This window comes from Spirulina sp. CCY15215 (assembly GCF_016888125.1).
Classification (GTDB): Bacteria; Cyanobacteriota; Cyanobacteriia; order Cyanobacteriales; family Spirulinaceae; genus CCY15215.
Genome location: NZ_JACSWA010000010.1, coordinates 1 through 263, shown reverse-complemented (window position 1 = coordinate 263; position 263 = coordinate 1). Strand labels below are relative to the sequence as shown.

The window sequence follows — 263 nt, the reverse complement described above, 5'->3', positions numbered from 1 at the left end:
TCTCGTTCCGTGTCCTTTAGCAGCAATTAAAAGCGGATTTTTAACCTCAACAATTAATTGTTCTGGTGTCGATTTTCCCACGCAAGCAGCATCAAGCAAGTGCGTCTTTGTAAGATTTTGACGAGTGCGATTAAACTTGGTTAATCCTCCCGTTCCAATCTCAACGGGCAAACTCGTCTTCTTCAGTTCATCATATAATTTCCAACGGGTAGAATTGACTGCTGCACTACCTCCCCCCTTCCCAAGGGGGGGCAGGGGGGGAT

1 pseudogene is annotated in these 263 nt (G+C 46.4%); it reads right to left on the bottom strand.

Annotated elements, in window-relative coordinates:
• Positions 1-263: pseudogene (locus JUI58_RS00040) on the bottom strand (hypothetical protein); the annotation flags it as partial.